14 protein-coding genes and 2 tRNA genes are annotated in these 16975 nt (G+C 63.0%); 9 read left to right on the top strand and 7 right to left on the bottom strand.

The window, feature by feature from the left end:
- Positions 1 to 51: 51 nt before the first annotated feature.
- Positions 52 to 306: a hypothetical protein gene (locus HGB41_RS15230; protein WP_171085899.1), complete on the top strand. Its 255-nt coding sequence runs from the start codon at positions 52 to 54 to the stop codon at positions 304 to 306.
- A gap of 173 nt (positions 307 to 479) precedes the next feature.
- Here the strand turns inward: HGB41_RS15230 and HGB41_RS15235 are convergent.
- The 4 genes from HGB41_RS15235 to HGB41_RS15250 form a co-directional block, all read right to left on the bottom strand.
- Positions 480 to 555: transfer RNA gene (locus HGB41_RS15235), tRNA-His, on the bottom strand.
- A 73-nt stretch (positions 556 to 628) separates the two neighbouring features.
- Positions 629 to 1498, bottom strand: a complete 870-nt coding sequence (gene murI, locus HGB41_RS15240) for a glutamate racemase (RefSeq protein WP_171085901.1) — start codon at positions 1496 to 1498, stop codon at positions 629 to 631.
- A 40-nt stretch (positions 1499 to 1538) separates the two neighbouring features.
- Positions 1539 to 3074 carry a fumarate hydratase gene (locus HGB41_RS15245; protein ID WP_171085903.1) on the bottom strand — a complete coding sequence of 512 codons (1536 nt, stop codon included), beginning with the start codon at positions 3072 to 3074 and terminating at the stop codon, positions 1539 to 1541.
- A gap of 21 nt (positions 3075 to 3095) precedes the next feature.
- A complete protein-coding gene (locus tag HGB41_RS15250) occupies positions 3096 to 3704 on the bottom strand; it encodes a TIGR00645 family protein (protein ID WP_171086347.1) in 609 nt (202 codons plus the stop codon).
- Between the two features lie 203 nt (positions 3705 to 3907).
- Here HGB41_RS15250 and acs point away from each other — a divergent pair, with 203 nt between their 5' ends.
- A complete protein-coding gene (acs, locus tag HGB41_RS15255) occupies positions 3908 to 5905 on the top strand; it encodes an acetate--CoA ligase (protein WP_171085905.1) in 1998 nt (665 codons plus the stop codon).
- 236 nt (positions 5906 to 6141) lie between these two features.
- Here the strand turns inward: acs and HGB41_RS15260 are convergent, their stop codons facing one another.
- Together HGB41_RS15260 and HGB41_RS15265 are read right to left on the bottom strand one after the other, a co-directional pair.
- Positions 6142 to 8820 carry a polysaccharide deacetylase family protein gene (locus tag HGB41_RS15260; RefSeq protein ID WP_371868529.1) on the bottom strand — a complete coding sequence of 893 codons (2679 nt, stop codon included), beginning with the start codon at positions 8818 to 8820 and terminating at the stop codon, positions 6142 to 6144.
- Positions 8821 to 8964: 144 nt separating this feature from the next.
- Complete coding sequence (locus tag HGB41_RS15265) at positions 8965 to 9330, bottom strand: VOC family protein (RefSeq protein ID WP_171085907.1); 366 nt, start codon at positions 9328 to 9330, stop codon at positions 8965 to 8967.
- 81 nt (positions 9331 to 9411) lie between these two features.
- Between HGB41_RS15265 and HGB41_RS15270 the strand changes: the two genes are divergently transcribed.
- The 3 genes from HGB41_RS15270 to HGB41_RS15280 all read left to right on the top strand — a co-directional run bounded on the left by HGB41_RS15270 (position 9412) and on the right by HGB41_RS15280 (position 11089).
- Positions 9412 to 9738: a helix-turn-helix domain-containing protein gene (locus HGB41_RS15270; RefSeq protein ID WP_171085909.1), complete on the top strand. Its 327-nt coding sequence runs from the start codon at positions 9412 to 9414 to the stop codon at positions 9736 to 9738.
- 77 nt (positions 9739 to 9815) lie between these two features.
- Positions 9816 to 9906, top strand: a tRNA-Ser gene (locus HGB41_RS15275).
- Positions 9907 to 10885: 979 nt separating this feature from the next.
- Positions 10886 to 11089, top strand: coding sequence for a hypothetical protein (locus HGB41_RS15280; RefSeq protein WP_171085911.1), 204 nt, complete (start codon positions 10886 to 10888; stop codon positions 11087 to 11089).
- 209 nt (positions 11090 to 11298) lie between these two features.
- On the opposite strand, the gene HGB41_RS15285 is transcribed toward HGB41_RS15280, so the two are convergent.
- Entirely contained in the window at positions 11299 to 11721 is a 423-nt protein-coding gene (locus HGB41_RS15285) for a hypothetical protein (RefSeq protein ID WP_171085912.1), read from the bottom strand.
- A gap of 331 nt (positions 11722 to 12052) precedes the next feature.
- Here HGB41_RS15285 and HGB41_RS15290 point away from each other — a divergent pair, with 331 nt between their 5' ends.
- The 4 genes from HGB41_RS15290 to rfaD all read left to right on the top strand — a co-directional run.
- Entirely contained in the window at positions 12053 to 13135 is a 1083-nt protein-coding gene (locus HGB41_RS15290; protein WP_171085914.1) for an alpha/beta hydrolase, read from the top strand.
- Positions 13136 to 13354: 219 nt separating this feature from the next.
- Positions 13355 to 14704 carry a Nal1-like putative serine protease gene (locus tag HGB41_RS15295; protein WP_171085916.1) on the top strand — a complete coding sequence of 450 codons (1350 nt, stop codon included), beginning with the start codon at positions 13355 to 13357 and terminating at the stop codon, positions 14702 to 14704.
- 242 nt (positions 14705 to 14946) lie between these two features.
- Positions 14947 to 15969: a lipopolysaccharide heptosyltransferase II gene (waaF, locus tag HGB41_RS15300; protein WP_171086350.1), complete on the top strand. Its 1023-nt coding sequence runs from the start codon at positions 14947 to 14949 to the stop codon at positions 15967 to 15969.
- Between the two features lie 25 nt (positions 15970 to 15994).
- Positions 15995 to 16975 (top strand): ADP-glyceromanno-heptose 6-epimerase (gene rfaD / locus HGB41_RS15305; protein WP_171085918.1); only part of this gene is annotated, 981 nt, incomplete at its 3' end.

Raw genomic sequence — 16975 nt, forward strand, 5'->3', positions numbered from 1 at the left:
GCACAATGAAATATGCTATGTTTCTGGCAACTAATAAATCACTAGGGAAATATGAGCAAGGTCTTGTCGGAGGAGGATTCGGACGAATTCGCAGTACCGGGCGCCTTCGGCAAGGCCGGCGGCTGGTGGTCGGGTGCGAAGGCCTGGTTCGCCCGCCGCCTGCGCGTAGCTGACCCGGCCCCATGGCAGGCTGGCTATGACGCCTTCTACCGGGGTGTGGATGCCAATCCCCATGCACTGGGGGCCAAAGCTTTCTCCGAGTGGGAGCAGGGCCGGAAAGCCTTCCGCGAAGACTTCGACTGGTAGGTGCGGCCTGTCCGTGCACTGGCCGGGTGAAACTTGGGCGCCCGTCGTTGCCGGACAATGCACATCCGCTGCCGCACGCCATGGGGGTCTTCCACACTCCGGATTCATCGCCCAGAAAACAAAAGGGTTACACGCCGAAAGCGGGTAACCCTTTTATCTTGGTGCTGAATTCTTGGGGTGGCTGATGGGGCTCGAACCCACGACAACAGGAATCACAATCCTGGACTCTACCAACTGAGCTACAGCCACCACTGACTTGCATCTGCCGCGTTGTTTCCGCGACAGAACAAGATTATACAAACAAGTTCGCGAACTGGCAAATCTAAATGTGCGGCGCGCCTGAGCCGGACGCAGGCAGGGCGATCTCGACCTCGTGGACTGGCGGATCCTGGCCCAGCAAGGTGGTGAACGCCGCAGTCAGCGCCGCCGCGCTGGCGCTGGTAAAGCCGTCCAGGCGCGCAGGCAGGCCGCCGCCCTCGCGCAGCAGCCCGGCCGTCCCCAGCAGGCGTGCCAGCTGGCGTGCGACCGCGTCGCCGGTGTCGATCAGCGCCACCTCCGCCGCGGTATGCCTGCGGATCACTTGTTCAATCGAGGCGTGGACCAGCGGGTAGTGGGTGCAGCCCAGCACCAGCGTGTCGGCGCCCCCGGCCAGCAGCGGGGCGATATAGCGTTCCAGCATTGCCTCGAGTGCCTGCGAATCGCGCTCGCCGAATTCGATCTGGTCGGCCAGGCCGACGCAGGGCTGCAGCAGGAAGCGCGCGCCCGTGGCTTCATGGATCTGGTCGCGCAGCAGCAGGAATTTTTCGCCGGCTAGCGTACGTTCGGTGGCCAGCACGCCGACCGTGCCGTTACGAGTCGCCGCCGCACCGGGTTTCAGGCCCGGCTCGACGCCGACGATCGGCATGTCCGGGTAGTGCCCGCGCAGGATGCGCACCGCGGCGACGGTGGCGGTGTTACAGGCCACGACCAGCGCCTTCACGCCGTGCGCCACCAGGTAGCTCGCCACGCCCAGCACGCGCTCGATGACGACCTGTTCCGGCTTGTCGCCATAGGGCGCGAAGCCGGAGTCCGCGAAATACAGGAGATGTTCGTGCGGCAGCTGCGCCTGGATATGGCGCAGCACCGAGAGGCCGCCGACGCCCGAGTCGAAGATGCCGACCGGGGCGCCAGGGGAAAGGGAAGGGGTGGTCATGGCCAGGACGCGGGCAAGCGTGGGCAAGCCCGCGGGTCAATCAGACTGCGTTGACCGGAATGCCCCTCAAGGACTCGATCCTGGCCGCCCATTCCTTCGGGCCGGTGGTGTGCACCGAGGTGCCGGTCGAATCGACGGCGACGGTGACCGGCATGTCGGTCACGTCGAACTCGTAGATCGCTTCCATGCCCAGGTCTGCGAAACCGACCACGGTGGCCGACTTGATCGCCTTCGACACCAGGTAGGCCGAGCCGCCGACCGCCATCAGGTAGGCCGACTTGTGCTTCTGGATCGATTCGATTGCCATCGGACCGCGTTCGGCCTTGCCGATCATCGAGATCAGGCCGGTCTTCTCCAGCATCATGTCGGTGAACTTGTCCATGCGGGTCGCGGTGGTCGGGCCTGCCGGACCGACGACTTCGCTGCCTACCGGGTCCACCGGGCCGACGTAATAAATCACGCGGTTGGTGAAGTCCACCGGCAATGGCTCGCCCTTGGCCAGCATGTCCTGGATGCGCTTGTGCGCAGCGTCGCGGCCGGTCAGCATCTTGCCGTTCAGGAGCAGGGTCTGGCCCGGCGTCCACGAGGCGACTTCTTCTTTGGTGAGCGTGTTCAGGTCGACGCGCTTGGACTTCTCGGTGTCCGGGGTCCAGTGCACGTCAGGCCAGGTCGACAGCGCGGGCGGTTCGATGTACGAAGGGCCGGAGCCGTCCAGCACGAAGTGGGCGTGGCGGGTGGCCGCGCAGTTCGGGATCATCGCCACCGGCTTCGAGGCTGCGTGGGTCGGGTACATGTTGATCTTCACGTCGAGCACGGTGGTCAGGCCGCCCAGGCCCTGGGCGCCGATGCCCAGCGCATTGATCTTGTCGCACAGTTCGATGCGCAGTTCTTCGGTCTTGTTCTGCGGGCCGCGCTGCTTGAGCTCGTACATGTCGATGTCTTCCATCAGCGACTCTTTCGCCATCAGCATCGCCTTCTCGGCGGTGCCGCCGATGCCGATGCCGAGCATGCCCGGCGGGCACCAGCCGGCGCCCATCAGCGGCACGGTCTTCATGACCCAGTCCACCAGCGAGTCGGACGGGTTGAGCATGACGAACTTGGTCTTGTTTTCCGAGCCGCCGCCCTTGGCCGCCACTTTCACGTCGACGGTCTCGCCTTCGACCAGTTCCATGTGGACCACGGCCGGGGTGTTGTCCTTGGTGTTCTTGCGCTCGAAATGCGGGTCGGCCACGATCGAGGCGCGCAGCTTGTTGTCCTCGAAGGCGTAGGCACGGCGCACGCCTTCGTTGACGGCGTCGGTGACGGTGCCGGTGAAGCCTTCGAAGCGCACGCCCATGCCGATCTTCAGGAACACGTTGACGATGCCGGTGTCCTGGCAGATCGGACGCTTGCCTTCCGCGCACATGCGCGAGTTCGTCAGGATCTGGGCGATGGCGTCCTTCGCTGCCGCACTTTGCTCCGTCTCATACGCGCGCGCCAGATGCTGGATATAGTCGGCCGGATGGTAGTAGCTGATGTACTGGAGGGCTGCCGCGACCGATTCGATGAGGTCGCTTTGGGTGATAACGGTGGCCATGGAAGTTCTCGTAAATAGAAATTAATGTTGCTTCGACTGGTGAGTGGTCATGACGATGCGGTCAGTATAGGCAATCGCCAGGGCCGACAGCAGGAAGGCGCAATGAATCACGGTTTGGAACAGCAGCGTTTTTTCGTCGTAGTTCGCCGCATTGATGAAGGTCTTGAGCAAGTGAATCGACGAAATGCCGATGATCGCCATCGCCAGCTTGGTCTTGAGCACCGAGGCGTTCACGTGCGACAGCCATTCCGGCTGGTCCGGGTGGCCTTCGAGATGCATGCGCGAGACAAAAGTTTCGTAGCCGCCGACGATCACCATGATCAACAGGTTCGAAATCATGACCACGTCGATCAGGCCAAGCACGACCAGCATGATTGTGGTTTCAGTCAGCTTCGTCGGGCGCTCGGCGCCCATCACTGTGACTGCGTCGAGGATATGTTTGAGCGAATCGGCGTTGCCCATCGCGGCGCCGATCAGGTCTTTCAGCTCGACCCAGAAGTGGAATACGTAAACGCACTGCGCCAGTATCAGTCCAAGGTAGAGCGGCAGTTGCAGCCAGCGGCTCGCAAAAATCAACCCCGGCAAAGGGGCGAGTTTTTTCTGTGGGGTATCGGGAAATTGCTGGGCCATCGGGGTGTCGACTCCTGGAATTCGGACAAATACAGCCGAGCATTTTACACCCGCTAGCGCGCCGCTGCCGGTTCCTTCGCCGCTTTCCGACAGCGTTGGTAGAATGGTATTCAGCAGAGGGCGCACTGCGGCGGCTTGTGTAAGGGCTCAGTAAGCGAGCGCCCCTAAGGTGTCCTGTAAAACTTACTACAATGGAGACGACAATGGCCGAGAACGAGACCAAGCACGAAGAATTCACCCTGCAGGAGAGCCGGGTTTTCCAACCGCCGGCCGAGTTCGCCGCCAAGGCCGCGATCTCCGGCATGCAGGCCTATGAAAAGCTGTGCGCCGAGGCCGCCACCGACTACGAAGGTTTCTGGGCGCGCCTGGCGCGCGAGAACATCGACTGGCACAAGCCATTCACCAGCACGCTCGACGAATCGAACGCGCCCTTCTATAAATGGTTTGGCGACGGCCAGCTCAATGCCTCGTACAACTGCCTCGACCGCAACTTGGCCAATGGCAACGCCGACAAGACCGCCATTATCTTCGAGGCGGACGACGGCACTGTGGTCCGCGCCAGTTACCGTGAGCTGTACGAACGCGTCTGCAAGTTCGCCAACGGCCTGAAGAGCCGCGGTATCAAGAAGGGCGACCGCGTCATCATCTACATGTCGATGTCGATCGAAGGCGTGGCCGCCATGCAGGCCTGCGCCCGCATCGGCGCCACCCACTCGGTGGTATTCGGCGGCTTCTCGGCCAAATCGCTGCAGGAACGCATCATCGACGCCGGCGCCGTGGCCGTCATCACCGCCGACGAGCAACTGCGCGGCGGCAAATCGCTGCCACTGAAAGCCATCGTCGACGAGGCGCTGGCGCTGGGCGGCATCACCACCATCCGCGACGTCATCGTCTACAAGCGCACCGGCGGCAACATCGCCTTCCAGGAAGGGCGCGACACCTGGCTGCATGAGCTGGTCGACGGCCAGAGCGCCGAATGCGAGCCGGAATGGGTCGATGCCGAGCATCCGCTGTTCATCCTCTACACCTCGGGCTCCACCGGCACGCCAAAGGGCGTGCAGCACGCCACCGGCGGCTTCCTGCTGTGGGCCGCGCTCACCATGAAGTGGACCTTCGACATCAAACCAAGCGACGTGTTCTGGTGCACCGCCGACATCGGCTGGGTTACCGGCCACACCTATATCGCCTATGGCCCGCTGGCGGTCGGCGCCACCCAGATCGTGTTCGAAGGCGTGCCCACCTATCCGCATGCGGGCCGCTTCTGGGAAACCATCGCCAAGCACAAGGTCTCGATCTTCTACACGGCGCCCACCGCGATCCGCTCGCTCATCAAGGCCTCCGACGTGGACGAGAAGGTGCACCCGAAGAACTTCGACCGCTCGAGCCTGCGCCTGCTCGGTTCGGTCGGCGAGCCGATCAATCCGGAAGCCTGGATGTGGTACTACAAGAACGTCGGCGAGGAGCGCTGCCCGATCGTCGACACCTTCTGGCAGACCGAAACCGGCGGCCACATGATCACCCCGCTGCCGGGCGCCACCCCGCTGGTGCCGGGTTCGTGCACGCTGCCGCTGCCGGGCATCATGACCGCGATCGTGGACGAATCCGGCGCCGACGTGCCGAACGGGCAGGGCGGCATTTTGGTGGTCAAGCGCCCCTGGCCGTCGATGATCCGCACCATCTGGAACAACCCGGACCGCTTCCGCACCAGCTATTTCCCTGAAGAACTGGGCGGCAAGTACTACCTGGCTGGCGACGGCGCGATCCGCAACAAGGACACCGGCTATTTCACCATCACCGGCCGCATCGACGACGTGCTGAACGTCTCGGGCCACCGCATGGGCACGATGGAAATCGAATCGGCCCTGGTCGGGCACCCGATGGTCGCGGAAGCGGCGGTGGTCGGCAAGCCGGACGAAACCACGGGCGAATCGATCTGCGCCTTCGTGGTGTTGAAACAGGCTCGCCCAAGCGGCGAGGATGCCAAGAAACTGGCCGCCGAATTGCGCACCTGGGTCGCCAAGGAAATCGGCCCGATCGCCAAGCCGAAGGAAATCCGCTTCGGCGACAATTTGCCGAAAACCCGCTCCGGCAAGATCATGCGCCGCCTGCTGAGGGTGCTGGCCAAGGGCGAGGCCATTACGCAGGACGTGTCGACGCTGGAGAATCCGGCAATCCTGGATCAGCTGAAAGAGTCCGCGTAAGGCTTCGTTGGGTGGGCGGCTGGTAACCCGGGCCACTGGCCTGGTGCCGGTAACTTAAGTACTGCTGGTCAATCGTATGGTGGGCAGGTTTCCTGCCCACGCGGTGATAGTTGAGCTTGGAACAGCCGCACGGGCAGCATTACCGTAGGCTGACTCGCGAAGACGGCGCCGATAACGATCACCGCGTGGGCGGGGAGACCCGCCCACCCTACAAAGTCGTCCGTCCCGGCGCCCGACTACAACCTCTCCATCTGCTCCTTCGCATACCCCGCCCCCGACCCTCCCGGCGCCAGCTCCAGGTAGGTCTTGTACGCCGCCTTCGCCTTCGCCTTGTCCCCCGCCCGCGCATGCGCATCGCCCAGATTCCTGTACGCGATCGCCCGTGACGGATCCATCTTCACCGCATTCTCGAACCACCTTGCCGCCTCGGCATACTTGTCCTGCTTATAAAACACGAAGCCCAGGTTATTTGCCGCCAGCGCAAAGTTCGGCCGCAGCTTGAGGGCCTCGGTGAACTGCGCCTCCGCCTGCGCATACTGCTTCTCCTTGTACAGCAGCAGCCCCTGGTCATTGGCCCGCTGCGCCTGCTGCCGGCTTGATCTCGGCACCACAGCCGGCGCCGTGATCCGCGTATCAAAGCCCTGCAAATCCTTCACCACCACCGTCGCCGCCGGCGCCGACGCCTGCGCATCGAGCTTGGTATTGAGCGCAATCGCATCGTTCGACAGCTGCGCCGTGCCGGTATTCAGGAACTCGCTTTCCTCCGGCAGTTCGAACACGAACTCGCCGCCTTCCGAGCCCGGCAGGCTGCCGAAGGCCGGCGTCTGCTGCGACACGCTCGACACCGCCGGCGCCACATAAGCCGCCAGCTCGGTTCCGGTAATCAGACTGTCGCCATTCAGGTCGGCCTTGCCGCCCAGGCCCTGCAGCAGCGTCCAGGTGAACACCGAATGGCCGTTCGGTCCGCCGTCCGACACCAGTTGATCGGTGCCGCCGGCTGTCAGCATCTGGCGGCCCAGGCGCTTTGCGTTATCGCGCAGGAAGGAAGCATTCGCGGCACCGCGCGTCAGGCCCAGGCCGCTGTAGCAGGCGTCCATCACGAACAGCGCGTGCTTGGCCGGCAGGCTTTCCGCGATGTTCTGGATTTCGGTCATCGGGATCGCATCCGTGGCCAGGTTGTTGGGGTCGGCGTCGACCGGGACGATATAGCCCAGGTCACGTCCCGAACTGAGCTTGCGTGTCGCGCCATGCCCCGCGAAGAACACGAAGATGCGGTCGTTCGGCTGCAGGTTGCCGTGCGCGAGCTTGTCGTGGAAAGCCGCCAGGATGCCGCTGCGGGTCGCTGCCTCATTCTTGAGCGTGATCACGCGCTCGGGGGCAAAGCCGAACTTCTGCACCAGCATCTGGCCCACGCCTTCGGCATCGCGCACCGCATAGTGGAGTTGCGGCCATTTCTGGTACTTGTCGATCCCGACCACGATCGCCCACGAATTCGCATAGCCGGTCGCCGCCGAACGCTGCACCGGCGCGGGCGCCGTGGCATTCGCTACCTTGAAGCTTTCGCCATCCCAGCCCGCGAACTGGTAGCCGTCGGCCACCAGCCGATCTAGGATGGCCGGCAGCGCCTTCACGGTGCGCTCGTGGATGTCGTGGAACAGGATGATGCCGCGGCCTTCCTTGTCGACGGTGCGCAGCACGCGGTCGGCGATGGACGAGGGCACCGGGTCTGCCCAGTCGAGCGAATCGATATTCCACATCACCGACGTCAAGCGCGCGGCTTCCAGCGCCTGCATGCCTTCGCGGTTTCGCGCGCCGTAGGGGAAGCGGAACAGGCTGGAGCGCTGCGGGTCCACGGCCTTGAGCAGCGTATCCGTATTCAGGATTTCCGCCTTCAGGCCGTCGCCGGTCTGCTTGGACAGCTGGGCATGCGAAAAGCTGTGGTTGGCCAGCACATAGCCCGACTGCTTCAGCCGGCGCATCACGTCCGCGCCGCCATTGAGCTTGGCCTTGCCCTGCGCGTCGACCGCGCCGATATTGCGCCCCACGCTGAAGAAGATCGCCGGCGCGTTGTACTGCTTGAGGATGGCTGCGATCTCGTCGCTGTAGCGGCGGTGCGGGCCGTCATCGAAGGTCAGCACCACGGTTTTCCTGGGCAGCGTCTTGCCGAAGATCTCGCCTTCTTCGACGCCCGCCTGCGCTGGCGTCGAAGGGGCCTGCGGTTCCGGCCTGGCCGGGTAGGGCGCGACAAAGCCGTAGTCCTTCAGGATGCGCTCGCGCTGGTACAGGGTTTTCAGGTAGGCGACATAGCTTTCCCATTTCTCGCGCTTGAGGATGATCGAGCGCGACTCGAACCGCCCGAACACCGCGCGGATCTCCTTCTCGTAATTGCGTTCGATCTCCGCCAGCGCATCCAGGTCTTCGGAAATGCGTTTGTGCAGCTTGATCGCCGGCAGCGACGAATCCTTGGCCACCTGCGCCAGCAGCGACTGCATCAGCTCGCGAAAAGCCAGCCGGTCCGCGTCATACAGGCCTTCGCCCGACTCGACGTAATCGAGCAGGGTGCCGAGCGCATCGAAGCGGGCCGGGTTGGGTGAGGCGACCAGCTGGGCCAGCGCAGCGTCGACTTTGCCAACCCGTTCCTGGTTCTCGTGGAACAGCTGCTGCCCGACGCCGTTGGCCTGCGCCCGCTCCTCCGCCGACAGCGCCGCTTCGTCCTGGGTCAGCACGATGATCTTGCGGTAGGACGCCAGCATCGTCTTCATGTCGCCCGCGATGGCGCTGGTATCGAATGCGGGCTTGCTGGCCGTGGCAGGAGCTGGTGGCGAAGGGGACTGGAGGCTGACGATCCAGCTGCCGGCGCCGGCGCCGGCTGCAGCGACGGTGAAGATGATGTAATACAGGGCTTTGCGTTTCACGGCGGCTCAGGGTGGAGAGTTTAATCCGGGCAACGATACCATTCCGCTGATACCGCCGCGTACGCCAAACCGCAAAATCCGTTACCAGACACGGCAATGCCGCCCTGGCGGCTGCATTTCATGCGCGGTGCTTAGCCCGGCGTATCAGGAAGACGACAGCACGAAGGTATTCCCGTCCGGATCACGGAATTTCGCATACGAACCCCAAGGCTGGGTAGTCGGCGGATCGACGAACTCGACACCGCGCCCGCTCAGCTGGCGATAGGTCGCTTCGACGTTGTCGCAGGCGAACGAGCCATTGAAGAAGCTGCCGATACGGTCTTCCTGCCCATCCGGCGTGAACAGCACGACGCGCGTGCTAGAAGCGCCGATGCGCAGTTCGATCCAGCGCTTGCCCGGACCCATCGGCTGGTCGGTGGCGATGTCGAAGCCAAGCTGTTCGGTATAGAAGGCAAGGGCGCGGTCCTGGTCCGAGACCGGGATGCTGACGAATTTCAGTTGGGTGATCATGGAAGGCCTGCGGTGGTTGTCATTGCGAGCATTATCGTGTCAGACTCGCGCCCTCCTGTATCTTTCCTTACTATAGTATTCATGACTACCCGCCAGTCTTCGCTCGACGCCTACGTGTTCGAGGTCCTGATGCCCGACCTCGTCGGCCACGACCGCCGCCCCGCCGCCTTCGTCGTCTACCTGCACCTGCTGTACAGCGCGCAAGCGCTTGGCCGTGACCAGGTGCCGGCCAGCCTGCAGGCGATCGCCGTGAAAACGGGGCTGTCGAAGTCTGCGGTACAGGCCGCGCTGCGCCACCTGAAGCGGCGCGGACTGGTCGGGGACGAGGAGGTTGGCACTCAGGTGAACCCGGTCCGCCACGTCCTGCGCCCCTGGCGCCGGCGCTGGCCGCTTGATGCGGCGCCATGACGGCTTGCCGGAACAGTCTTGTATAGAAGAGAATCCTTGATATAATAGGCGGCTTCGTGGAGACACGAGGACCATCAGGAGAGATGGATGAGTGGTTTAAGTCGCACGCCTGGAAAGCGTGTGTAGGTTCATAGCCTACCGGGGGTTCGAATCCCCCTCTCTCCGCCAGGAATACAAAAGAAAATGGCCACCCTCGGGTGGCCATTTTTTTTGTTTCATGGCGGAGAGAAGCAGAGCCCCTGCGGGCTCTGCGCGGGGGATTCGAAGGCCTCGCGCGTACTCGCGCGTGCCTCTCCGAATCGCCACTTTGCTGTCGCCGACGGCGACAGCCCCGCGCGCCGAGGGCGCGCGATGCGTGCACACCAGCCTGAGAGAAGCAGAGCCCCTGCGGGCTCTGCGCGGGGGATTCGAAGGCCTCGCGCGTACTCGCGCGTGCCGCTCCGAATCGCCACTTTGCTGTCGCCGACGGCGACAGCCCCGCGCGCCGAGGGCGCGCGATGCGTGCACACCAGCCTGAGAGTAGGAGGGCGCCTGCAGGCTCTGCGCGGGGGATTCGAAGGCCTCGCGCGTACTTGCGCGTGCCTCTCCGAATCGCCACTTTGCTGTCGCCAACGGCGACAGCCCCGCGCGCCGAGGGCGCGCGATGCGTGCACACCAGCCTGAGAGTAGGAGGGCGCCTGCGCGCCCTCCGCGGGGGATTCGAAGGCCTCGCGCGTACTCGCGCGTGCCTCTCCGAATCGCCATTGTGCTGCCGCCAACGGCGACAGCCCCGCGCGCCGAGGGCGCGCGATGCGTGCACACCCCCCCCAGCAGGCGTTCGCTGTCACCGCGCGAAGCAATAGCTTCGGTAAGACGCACCGGTATTGCGCCACTCGGGCGCAGAGTGATTGGGCGTTTACCAAAGGAAAGCCGACTGGTGCGTTTCACCGGTAACCCCAATGGCGAATCAGCTTTCGTGTGGTGCCGGCCTTTCCAGGCAGTCAGAAGCTTCCAATGGCGCGGCACGGTATGCAGATCGTCTGACAAGGACCATGGAGCGGCGTAACATACAGTGACGCCAAACCGCTGCGCTTCGGGGCTTAAACTGGTCAAAGCGTCCGGCGTTAACACATTGTGCTTCCGATAATTTCTTTCAGGAGGGATGGCGATGGACTACGCTAGATTGTTATTTGCAGCTGAAGTTCGCAAGCTTGCAAAGGAACGTGCTTCGATCGAAATCGGAAACATGTCTCCAGATGAGGTCAATGCCGATGTACAGGGACGTGCACTAGTGATTTTTCATGAGGTAATTGACGAACTCGAGAACTACGCTATAGCGATCGAGGAATACCGTTCGTCGAAGACAAAGTAAACTCAGGAAAGTGTAAAGCCCGCTACCTTTCGGTGCGGGCTTTTCTCAGCAGCAGCCAATCGCTGCACTAAAGGTGGCGCATGGACGGGGTGTCGGCCTCTGCCACCTTGCAACGCTCGCCGCTAGGCTTTTCGCCATTGGCTTCGCGCTCGAGGCGGCTATATAAGGAGAGTCTTAGTGGCTGTTTCAGCTAGCTGCAGCCCACACCCTCACCGTTTCTCCCTCTGCGCCGACACCTCCACCCTCCCCGGATTCTTCGGATCCGGCACATAGCTCATCAACATATCTTCACGCGACGAACCCCGGTTGAATTCCATCGTCACGTTCCCATCCCCGGACACGAACTTGTCCGCCGAGACCGGCTGGAGCCGCAGGGGCTTTTCGTTATCGATGGTCGCGTCAATGTAACGCGGCGTGCCGCGCACTCTCAGGTTCCAGCCATTCGACATGGCATAGGTACCGGCAATTTCGCGGACCTGTTCATCCCGGAGCCGGACTGTCTTGGCCGGGGCCGTCACGGTCACGGTCGAGATGGGCGACGTATCGGGGCGTGGATAGGTCTGGGTTTGGGCGCCCGCGCTGGAAGCCAGTACAAGCAGGGCGGCGGGCAGGAGTAAGGATAGGGGACGCATGATCATTCCTTCACAAAGCAAACTGGGCCTTTGGGACAGGGCGTCGCGCCGAATCAGCGTAATGTCGTGCCATCGGAATGCCGCACAGCGGTAACGCACATTGCGGGTGCCCGATGATTCAGTCTAGGACAGCGCCCAAGGAGCGCAAGGGCCGCGGGCGGGAGCATCACGAAACAGTCTCGATCTGCAAAAAGTCAGATCGGTGCGGAATGACGGGGCGACACCTGGCATTGAGGACCAAGGGAAGCAGTGCCGTGAAATTCCACGCATTTTGCCGCGATGTTGTGTTGTACCCTCTGTAGTGTTTCCTTATCAACACTCGACGAGAAGCATGACAACGACAATCAGCCTGCGCAGCTCAGTTCTTTCCGCCACCATACTGCTCGCCCTGTGCACCGGCCCCACCCAGGCCGCAACAACATCGCCCGCAATCGACAGCTTCGGCAAAACCGCCTGCACCAGCCCCGGCAAATCCGTCGACGCCAAAGGCTTCATGCGCATCGGCGGCATCGACCAATGGGTGCGCATCAAGGGCAGCAACTGCGCCAACCCGCTGGTCCTGATCGTGCATGGCGGCCCCGGCAACCCGTCCACCCCTTATGCCGACCAGGTCTACCAATCATGGCAAAAGGATTTCACGCTGGTGCAATGGGACCAGCGTGGCTCGGGCATGACCTACGGCCGCAATCGCCCGGCCGAAGACGAACCGCTGGTGGTCGAGCGCCTGCGCGACGATGGCATCGAGCTCGCCCGTGAAGTCGCGAAGCGGTTCGGCAAGCGCAAAGTGATCCTGATGGGCGGCTCCTGGGGATCGATGCTTGCCGTGCACATGGTGAAGTCGTGGCCGGAGGCCTTCTGCGCCTACATCGGCACCGGACAACTCGTTGGCCGTTTCGGCGACCAGGACAGCTATAACGCCACGCTTGCATTGGCGCGCGCCGCGAACGACCAGGATTCAATCTCAAAACTGGAAGCCCTGGGCGCGCCGCCCTGGACCAACCCGCGCAGTCCCGGCATCCTGCGCCGCGTCACGCGCAAATACGAAGCCCTCAGCACCGAACCGGCGCCGAAATCCTGGTGGAAGCCATCGCCTGAATATACGACCGCGCAATATGAAGCCGACTACACGGCCGGCGAAGATTACTCCTGGCTGCAGTTCGTCGGCTACAAGGGCGACGGCATCGCATCAAAACTAGACCTGTACAAGCTCGGCGCCGACTTTGCGGTCCCGGTCTTCATGCTGCAGGGCGAGCATGACCTGGTGACGATGCCGGCCACCAGCAAGCGCTATTTCGACAGTATCCAGGCGCCGCGCAAGCAGTTCGTCATGTTGCCGCGCACCGGACACGACCCGAATCCTGTGATGATGGATGCCCAGTTCAGGATGCTGAATGAAGTCGGCGCCTGCCGCTGAAACGCATCCGGACCGTCCCGAATGGCCGCCTTCGAAGCGGCCATTTTTCACTCCTGGCCATGCAATTAGCCGGCCCGATATGGCATGTCAGCTATTTGCGACTATTTATATGCTCACTGCGTAAATACCCGGTGACTCAGCATTGCGTTAGTGCTAAATTAATATTTTCTTGGCGTAAAGCCAGTTACCGCTGCGTTACTTTCTAGGGGGAGAGCGACGATGGACGATCTGACTTTCGAGCAGATGAAGCAGGCGAAAGAGTATTTTCACGCCATGGCGATGACGATTCCGGGCGTACACGGAACGAGCATCGGTGTGAAGCGCGTGAAAGGCCAGCCATCCGGCCAGTTGGCCATCTGCGTTCACCTGACCCGCAAGCGAACATTGGCATCCATTCCCCGCGACGAGCAGATCCCGGTCGAGGTCGACGGTTTCCCCATCGACGTGATCGAGCATGCGCCCATCATCCGCTGCGACGGCAGCGCCGAGAAGCGCGCCATGTACGAAGACAATGGCAAGTACCGGCCGCTGGTCGGCGGCACCAAGCTCAGCGTCGGCTACTATTTCGGCACGCTCGGCTGCATGGTGAAAAAGCCCGATGGCAGCTGTTATGCGCTGTCGGCCGCCCACGTGGTGGGCACCGTCGGCGCCACCGTCTACCAGCCCGCAAAAGTGAAATGCGATGAAATCGGCACCACGGTCGACATCCACGACAGCTCGGAAGTCGACGCGGCGATCGTCAGCCTGGATTACTACAACGATACCGGCCTGCCTTATATCCGCGAAATCGGCGCCGTCACCGGCACTCATGAGCTCACCAAGGACGATTTGCCGTTTGCCGTCGCCAAGCGCGGGGTCTCCACCGGCCTGACCTTCGGCAGCATTACGGCGATCCACTACAGCGGGCTGGCCGCCAATCTCGAGCTGTTCCAGGACATGCTGTTCATCTGCGGCAGCGGCCACGAGTTCGTCGACCACGGCGATTCCGGATCGGCCATCGTGCACCAGGTCGACGAGGACAATAACCTCGTGGTCGGCCTCTTGTGGGGCAAGTCGCCGGACACCAACCGCATCGCCATCGCCGCACCGATCGACCGCGTCACGAGCAGCCTTGGCGTGTCGGTGCTGACCACGCACGATGCCACACGTTCGCGGGCCGAGACCCTGCTGGGCCGCTTCGAAGCCTTCCTCAGTGAGACCGAGCGCGGCAAGGCCTATTGGGACGCCTATTCGACCAACCGCATCTATTTCCGCCACATCTTCCACAACGTGCCGCGCCTGGCGGTCATGTGGCGCAGGATGCCGGTGACCGAACTGCTGGCGGCGCTGCGCGAAGCCATGATCGACCCGGACACCATCATCCCGGCCAAGCTCGGATCGCACGATACCGAAGAGGTGATGTGGGACCTGTACGAAGCGCTCGGTAAATTCCTGCAGGCGAACCACCAGCGCATGCTGCAGCAGCAGGCGGCGTCGATGTGCCGCTTCGTGTGCGCAAATATCGGGAATAGCTGGCGCGATGCCTTGCATGGGCAGCGGGTAGAAAACTTCAGCAGCGCCTCATCGTAGGGTGGGCGTAAAACAGTCCACTGGACTGTTTTACCTGCCCACGCGTTCAAATCACGGTACAGCAGCCCGTCCGGCTGCTCATGTCGCAACGGCCAGCGCCCTCGTAGGCGAGCCGATCGGGTCCGCCTGCCTCCCCGCATCCCGGCGGCAGGAAGGCTTTCGCCGCGGTTGCTATAATCGCGGATTCCGAATGCAGGGACCGCGATCTCGACCGGGTTCCGCTGAATCACAAAGAAGGCCCCATCTTGCGCACGCTTGTCATTTCCCCCAACTGGATCGGCGACGCCGTCATGGCGCAGCCGCTGCTGCGGCGCCTGCGGGAACTCCACCCCGACCGCCCGATCGACGTGCTGGCCCCGACCTGGGTCGCGCCGGTGTGGCGCGCCATGCGCGAGGTGGATTCCGTGATCGAGTCGCCGTTCAAGCATGGCTCGCTGCAGTGGGCCGAACGCCGCGCGTTCGCGAAGATCCTCAAGGCGCGCGGCTATGCGGATTCCTACGTGCTGCCCAATACCCTCAAGTTCGCGCTGATCCCCTGGCTGGCCGGGATCAAGCGCCGCGTGGGCTACAAGGGCGAAATGCGCTACGGCCTGGTGAACGTGATGCACCACGACGACAAGGCCGCGCCGCGCCCGATGGCGCAGTTCTATGCCGCGCTGGCCGACAAGCCGGTGCGCCAGCTGCCGCGCCCGGACAAGTTGCCGGAACCCGAAATGACCGTCGCCCCCGAACTGGCCGATGCCGCCATCGCGCGTCTCGGCCTGCCGGCCGGGACCTACGTGGCATTTGCGCCCGGCGCTGAATTCGGCCCGGCCAAGCGCTGGCCAGCCCCGTATTTCGCCGAACTGGCCCAGACCATCGTCGCCAACCGCCCAGACGCGCAGATCCTGCTGCTCGGTTCCCCGAAGGACCGCGCGGTCTGCGACGAGATCACCGCGCTGGTACCCGGCGCGCACAACCTGGCCGGCTCCACGAAGCTAGGCGAAGCGATCGCGCTGATTTCGCGCGCGGCCGTGGTGGTCACCAATGACTCCGGCCTGATGCACATCGGCGCCGCGCTGCACCGCCCGGTGGTGGCCATCTACGGCCCGACCGACCCGCGCCACACGCCGCCGTTGTCAAGACTGGCCAAGATGCTGTGGCTGCACATCGAGTGCTCGCCCTGCCAGCAGCGCGAATGCCCGCTGGGCCACCAGAACTGCATGAAACAAATCCTGCCAAGCGACGTCTGGCAACCGCTGCAGCCGATGCTGGCCGCAGCCTAGAACGCATATTGAAACGAGGTAGAAAATGATACTGGTCACAGGCGCAGCAGGCTTCATCGGGGCCAACCTGGTGCACGCGCTGTCGAAGCGCAAGCCGTTCAGCGTGTTCGCGGTCGATAACATGTCGCGTCCGGATAAATTCCTGAACATCGTCGATGCCGAACTGGCCGATTACGCCGACAAGCACGACTTCCTGGTGCGCCTGAAGGCCGGAGAATTCGACGGCAAGTTCACGGCCGTGCTGCACCAGGGCGCCTGCTCCAACACCATGGAGACCGATGGCGTCTACATGATGAAGAATAACTACGACTACACGATCGCGCTGTTCGAGTTCTGCCGGCGCGAAGGCATTCCCTTCATCTACGCCTCGTCGGCCGCGGTCTACGGCGGCGGCACCGTATTCAAGGAAGAGCGCGCGCACGAGCGCCCGCTGAACGTCTACGGCTATTCGAAATTCCTGTTCGACCAGTACATGCGCCGCCACTGGCGGCATCATGGCATTCGGGAAGGCAGCCAGGTCGTCGGCCTGCGCTACTTCAACGTCTATGGCCCGCTCGAAGGCCACAAGGGCACGATGGCCTCGGTGCCTTTCCACCAGTACCACCAGTTCCAGAAAGAGGGCAAGGTCAAGCTGTTCGGCGCCAACGAGGGCTATGAGGCCGGCACCCAGATGCGCGACTTCGTCTACATCGAGGACGTGGTGAAGGTGAACCTGTTCTTCCTCGATCACCCGGATAAGCGCGGCGTGTTCAACCTGGGTACCGGGCGCGCGCAGCCGTTCAATGACCTGGCGGTGGCGACGGTCAATGCGCTGGCCAATGAAGGTGGTGAGCCTCTGTCGCTGGAGCAGATCGTGGAGAAGGGGCTGCTGGAGTATTTGCCGTTTCCGGACAAGCTCAAGGGGAAGTACCAGAGTTTTACGCAGGCCGATATTGGCGCGCTGCGTGCGGCTGGGTACACCGAGCCGTTTACGGATGTGGCCAACGGAGTCGCGAAGTACATGCAA

Source organism: Telluria aromaticivorans (genome assembly GCF_013003915.1).
GTDB classification, from domain to species: Bacteria; Pseudomonadota; Gammaproteobacteria; order Burkholderiales; family Burkholderiaceae_D; genus Telluria; species Telluria aromaticivorans.

What these genes read in the sequence shown, in the direction of transcription:
- HGB41_RS15230 (WP_171085899.1), top strand. Translation starts at nt 52, where the DNA reads ATGAGCAAGGTCTTGTCGGAGGAGGATTCGGACGAATTCGCAGTACCG.
- murI (WP_171085901.1), bottom strand. Translation starts at nt 1,498, where the DNA reads ATGACCACCCCTTCCCTTTCCCCTGGCGCCCCGGTCGGCATCTTCGAC.
- HGB41_RS15245 (WP_171085903.1), bottom strand. Translation starts at nt 3,074, where the DNA reads ATGGCCACCGTTATCACCCAAAGCGACCTCATCGAATCGGTCGCGGCA.
- HGB41_RS15250 (WP_171086347.1), bottom strand. Translation starts at nt 3,704, where the DNA reads ATGGCCCAGCAATTTCCCGATACCCCACAGAAAAAACTCGCCCCTTTG.
- acs (WP_171085905.1), top strand. Translation starts at nt 3,908, where the DNA reads ATGGCCGAGAACGAGACCAAGCACGAAGAATTCACCCTGCAGGAGAGC.
- HGB41_RS15265 (WP_171085907.1), bottom strand. Translation starts at nt 9,330, where the DNA reads ATGATCACCCAACTGAAATTCGTCAGCATCCCGGTCTCGGACCAGGAC.
- HGB41_RS15270 (WP_171085909.1), top strand. Translation starts at nt 9,412, where the DNA reads ATGACTACCCGCCAGTCTTCGCTCGACGCCTACGTGTTCGAGGTCCTG.
- HGB41_RS15280 (WP_171085911.1), top strand. Translation starts at nt 10,886, where the DNA reads ATGGACTACGCTAGATTGTTATTTGCAGCTGAAGTTCGCAAGCTTGCA.
- HGB41_RS15285 (WP_171085912.1), bottom strand. Translation starts at nt 11,721, where the DNA reads ATGCGTCCCCTATCCTTACTCCTGCCCGCCGCCCTGCTTGTACTGGCT.
- HGB41_RS15290 (WP_171085914.1), top strand. Translation starts at nt 12,053, where the DNA reads ATGACAACGACAATCAGCCTGCGCAGCTCAGTTCTTTCCGCCACCATA.
- HGB41_RS15295 (WP_171085916.1), top strand. Translation starts at nt 13,355, where the DNA reads ATGGACGATCTGACTTTCGAGCAGATGAAGCAGGCGAAAGAGTATTTT.